Source organism: Chamaesiphon sp. VAR_69_metabat_338 (assembly GCF_031423935.1).
GTDB lineage: Bacteria > Cyanobacteriota > Cyanobacteriia > Cyanobacteriales > Chamaesiphonaceae > Chamaesiphon.
Window position 1 is genome coordinate 1 of sequence record NZ_JANPGM010000434.1, and the last position, 5,052, is coordinate 5,052.

Sequence of the window (5,052 nt, forward strand, 5' to 3'; positions counted from 1 at the left end):
GTACGATCGAATCCCTGCATTAAGTCGCCAATCGGGATCGTTTCGGTCTTAATGCCCAAATTAGCAGCAACCGCGATCGCATCGGTAACTGAATGTGACGAGCTATAAGTTGAAGGCATTAGCACGCCTAAGACGTTATCGGCTCCCAGAGCCTCAGTCGCAATGGCGGCGACTAGTGCCGAATCGATGCCACCGCTCAAGCCTAAGATAACTTTTTGAAAACCGCATTTGTGAATGTAGTCGCGCACTCCCAATACTAATGCTTGCCAAATTTCGGCATCTGGGCAATCTGGTTGGGGTTGAATTTTGGCTGGTTTTAAATCTTTAGTGACTTCATCGAATTCGACAATGATTAAGTCTCGATCGAATGCTGTGCCGCGACAGACGAGTTCGCCAGATCGATCGAATCCCAAGCTACAACCGTCGAAGATCAGGTCGTCATTAGCTCCGACTTGGTTGACATATAATACCGCTCGATCGTATTTGATTGCGGCATGTTTTAAAATAGCCGATCGCACTTGCTGTTTGCCGAGGCTATATGGTGAAGCTGAGAGGTTGATCGACAGATCGATGTTTTCGGTGGCTAATTCGGCGATCGGATTGACTAAATAGCTGCGCTTGCCCCAAAAGTCTTCGTCGTTCCACAGATCTTCGCAGACTGTGACACCGATCTTAATCCCTTCTAAAACAAAGTAATTTGCCTTACTACCAGGAGTGAAATAGCGATTTTCATCAAAGACATCATAGGTGGGCAATAGTCGCTTATGGAATATATTTTGGACGGTACCATTAGCTAGGATGGCGATGCTATTAAATAAGGGTTTGGCACCAGTTAATGCTGCATCGAGATTGGCGGTAGCTAGTCCGATCGAGACATACAAATCTGGCGGTAAATCGCAGGCGAGTTGTTGAATCGATCGATCCATTTCGGCAATGAAATTAGCGTTGAGTAATAGATCTCGCGGTGGATAACCGCAGAGCGAAAGTTCTGGCGTGAGTAGAAGTTTTACGCCTTGGCTGGCTACTTGGTGGGCGGTTTCTAGAATCTGCTGGGCGTTACCTTGGAGATCGCCGATGGTAGGATTGAGTTGAGCTAGGGCTATTTTCATAATATTTTTTTAACCGCAGAGGACACAGAGATTCGCGCTCGTCGGGTTCCCCGACGGTTGAACGAATCAAGATAGAGAACGCACAGATGGTAATAGTTTTAGATCTGTAGGGGCGGGTTTGCGGCGCGCGCTCGTCGGGTTTCCCGACGGTTTAGCGCGACAAGACAATGCAATTAATATCGACTGCACTAGAGATATATAACAAACCCGCCCAACCTCTCTAGTAATATCTAAATCGATAAGCATAAAATTATTATCAATCTATAAAATTCAAACAATTGGTATCGAGATCGTAGATTTGAGACAAGGTTTATACAAATAACAATGGTTTGTCTTTCAATGGTGCAAATGCGATCGGATCGAAGCGATATAAGCTAGCTGGACGACCGCTGCCGCGTGATGATTTAATGCCTGTTTCTTCGAGGAACTTTAGTTTAATTAGTCTGTTTCGGAAATTAGAATAATCCGAAAAAGATTCGCCGAGAACGGTGGTATAAAGCTGATAAATATCACTGAGGGTAAATAGTTCGGGTAGTACGTCAAAAGCGATCGGGCTGTATTCCAATTTATTCCGTAGGCGTTGATGTCCGTACTCGATAATTTGTTGATGATCGAAGGCGAGTGTAGGTAATTTGTCGATCGGATACCAAGCAATTCCGCCGACGCCAGTGGCAATTAATTCGGCAGCTTCGTATCTAACTAAGGCAAAATAACTAACTGATAAATATCGCACATTATAACTATCGGCAGCTTCGCGCGGATCGCGTCCGGGGCCACCAAATGTATATAGTTGTTCGAGATATAGATTCTCAACTTTAATTTTTTCTGCCAAAATTCGATCGGCAGCAGTTTCTAGGGTTTCTCCTTTTCTCACGAGGGTTCCTGGCAGACACCAATCGCCTAAATAAGGTTCTTCATGTCGCATCACAAGCAGGATTAGTAAGCGATTTTGTTGGGTATCGATCGAAAAAATCGCATTATCTACTCCAACTTTAAAATCAGCGAGTTGCTGTTTATTTGAGTTTCGTTCTGTCACAAGCTTCATCAATAATAGAATACAAGTTTTGCTGGCGGAGATATTTAGCAACACTGGGCGACACACCGTCGATCGAGTGGCTATTCCGAATTGCAGTCGAGGAAATAATTGGTGTCGATAATGGGGCAAATGTAATGTGCGCACCTAGATCTGTCAGCCGTTGTAAATCTACCGATTCGATCTGATTGCCAGTGCGGGGCACGATTAGTAACTTAACTTGAGTTAGGAGTTCGTCAATCCGATACCATTGAGACATTTGAGCAATCAAATCTGCACCAACTGTCAGTGTGAATTCACTATTAATCCAGATTCCTTGGGCGATTTTCAGACTTTCTAGCGTATATCGGTGGCTCAAGTTACGATAGACTTTCACATGTCGATCGATCGGTGGCTGAATTTCCGCGATCGATAATTCTAGCATTTGCGATCGCTGTTCTAGTGAGGCTCCATGTGTTTTAAATGGGTTATCAGATGCCCAAACTGCGACTCGATCGAATTGTTGCATTGCCAGCCAGTGAATAATTTGTTGGTGGGCGATCGTTGGTGGATCGGCACTGGTTCCGAAAAGGGCGATTTTCATCTGTTAGGGGATACAGGGTAGAGGGTAGGAAATATAATTAGCGAGTTGATTTAATCTCGATCTTTCAACCTTTGAGTTAGCTCTATTAATGCTGGGGAAAGATTAACTGGTGGGGTTCCGGCATAATTAATATCTCGAATTTCATGCGGTAGGCTGGCAACATTGAGATCGGCGCGCGCTCTAATTACTGAAAGTGGCTCATCTGGGTGTTGACGATTGCCGTTGCTCATCACTAATTTTAGTAAGCCATTCCCCTCACTTGCCAAGCCTAAAATATCTGATGTAAATTTTCCGTCCTCAATGTGACGAAAAATTTGTTTTTTACCAGGGTAAGTCATTTTACCTGGTGATTTTTTCATCGTGGGTCGATCGGCGATTTCCACTAGTTTGTAGACACCATTGACGGGGCTACCAGTTACTAATTTAGTCCCCAATCCATAGCCAGAAATCGGCGCATTTGCCGACCGCAATTTGGCAATTTCCCACTCATCCAGGTCGCCGCTGGCAAATATTTCGACATTTGGTAAAATAGATTTAACTTGTTTAGATAAAGTAATTAAATCTCCAGAATCTAGACGTACTCCCGATAACTCGATCTCTCCGGCGGCGACTTGTTTGGCTAAATCTGTCGCTGCGGCGATCGGATCGTACGTATCGATGAGTAAAGGTGCGCCTGGAAAATAACGATGAAAAGCCTTAAATGCGGCTTGCTCGCTACCTTCCATTGCACCGATTGCCATCACTAATGAATGTGCCATCGTCCCGCTAGGTTGATAACCTAACGTTAAAGCGGCTAAAACATTTGAAGTAGTATCCAAGCCCCCCGCAATCGCCGCCCGTGCTGCCAGCATCGCCGCTTGCGGGCCAAAAGCCCGCCGAGTACCGAATTCGAGTAAAGTAGCATCGGCACCAGCGACATCGCGCAAGCGGGCGGCTCTAGTGGCAATCAGTGTCTGGTAATTGATGGTATTGAGCAGGTAAGTTTCGACGAGCTGGGCTTGCCATAATGGGGCTTCGATGCGCAAGATCGGTTCGTTGGCGAAGATGGCGGTACCTTCGGGCACTGCCCAGACATCGCCCGTAAACTTAGCAGTGGCTAGCAGTTCCCAAAATCTCTCGGGTGCATTGTGGAAAATCCCTGTCGCTTGCAGTGCCGCAATTTGAGTGGCACTAAACTGCAATCGATCGAGATATGCCAACGCTTGCTCCAAGCCCATGGCAATGAGATACCCAAAGTCTTTTGGTAGTTTTCTTGCAAATAACTCGAAGCTAGCCGTAGATCGATCGAGTGATTCGCCAACATAACAAGCGGCCATCGTCAGTTGATAAAGATCGGTTAACAGGCCATAATCCTCACTAAACAAGGATGATATTGCTGGATGCCGATCTGTTTCCGGTGTCGCGCTCATAATTGTTAGGTCGTTTGTTTACTCAAAATGCTTCTCTAATATTATGGTAGATCTCACCATAACATGTCAAGAATGACAGTCGATCTCGACCTTCAAGATTTTGGACGCGGCGATCGGCTCGTACACAGATTGTCGATGTCATCCCCAAAACTTCTGCCCCATTTGACCAAAATGGTATCAGAAGTGACATTCACGGGTAATATGATAGAGATATGCATTATGTACTGTTGCAATATAAAGTCAACGTCTCAAGCTGCTACCACTGAGTCACCCACCACCAGACACTCGCGTCATCCGCCTGCTCGATGTAATGTCTTCGATCGAGACAAACGCGATCTCGTTAGGAGTTGGTTGTGAAAATGAAGCGTAATGGCGTTGGCTCGATCGGACAGAACTGGGCAATAATTGGTAAAAGTCCAAGCGATCGACATCTTAGCTGCCAACTTCCAAGAGTTAATGCAGTCATATTCAATGTCGATAGGAGCAGTCGAACGGCTTGCCGTCATTAAAAGCAGCAATCTCATCTCTTTTTCTCCAGTATCGATGCCAATTGTTTAGATTGCAGATTTACAGAATAAAGATTTATTTAGTTAGTAATAATTAGTTAGAGATTTATCTGTCGGTCTGGAACCGCGATCCGCAATTAGTCGGGTCTTCCGCTCGGTAACTGTTTGACAACAGATAGCGAACATCGCAACTATAGGCGAAATCGCTATCGCCACACGTCAAACTAGCATGCTCTCATGTCCGAATAATTTACTGTTGCTAAAATTGTGGAAATAGCATCTTTGTAGAATCTACCGTAAGTTAGCAATATTACAAACTTAATAAATGAATACGTTCTTGGGTGGAGGTAAATTAAACTATATGGAATTTTCGATCGCCACGCTGCTATCGCATGTTAGTCCTGAGAAGTTA

Annotated in this window: 5 protein-coding genes; all 5 read right to left on the reverse strand. The window is 45.0% G+C overall.

All coding sequences use genetic code 11. The annotated features are described in order from the left end of the window. Positions 1 to 1,109: NAD(+) synthase (gene nadE / locus RMO84_RS12000; protein WP_310488691.1), on the reverse strand; the 1,109-nt coding region annotated here is incomplete at its 3' end. A gap of 310 nt (positions 1,110 to 1,419) precedes the next feature. After that, the gene (locus RMO84_RS12005) at positions 1,420 to 2,154 is read right to left on the reverse strand and encodes an NrtR DNA-binding winged helix domain-containing protein (RefSeq protein ID WP_310488692.1); all 735 of its coding nucleotides are present in this window, start codon (positions 2,152 to 2,154) and stop codon (positions 1,420 to 1,422) included. After that, positions 2,123 to 2,725, reverse strand: coding sequence for a nicotinate-nucleotide adenylyltransferase (locus RMO84_RS12010; protein ID WP_310488693.1), 603 nt, complete (start codon positions 2,723 to 2,725; stop codon positions 2,123 to 2,125). Before RMO84_RS12010 ends, RMO84_RS12005 begins: the two co-directional genes overlap by 32 nt. A gap of 50 nt (positions 2,726 to 2,775) precedes the next feature. Next, positions 2,776 to 4,134: a nicotinate phosphoribosyltransferase gene (locus RMO84_RS12015; RefSeq protein WP_310488694.1), complete on the reverse strand. Its 1,359-nt coding sequence runs from the start codon at positions 4,132 to 4,134 to the stop codon at positions 2,776 to 2,778. Positions 4,135 to 4,156: 22 nt separating this feature from the next. After that, a complete protein-coding gene (locus RMO84_RS12020; RefSeq protein ID WP_310488695.1) occupies positions 4,157 to 4,324 on the reverse strand; it encodes a hypothetical protein in 168 nt (55 codons plus the stop codon). Between the last annotated feature and the right edge of the window lie 728 nt (positions 4,325 to 5,052).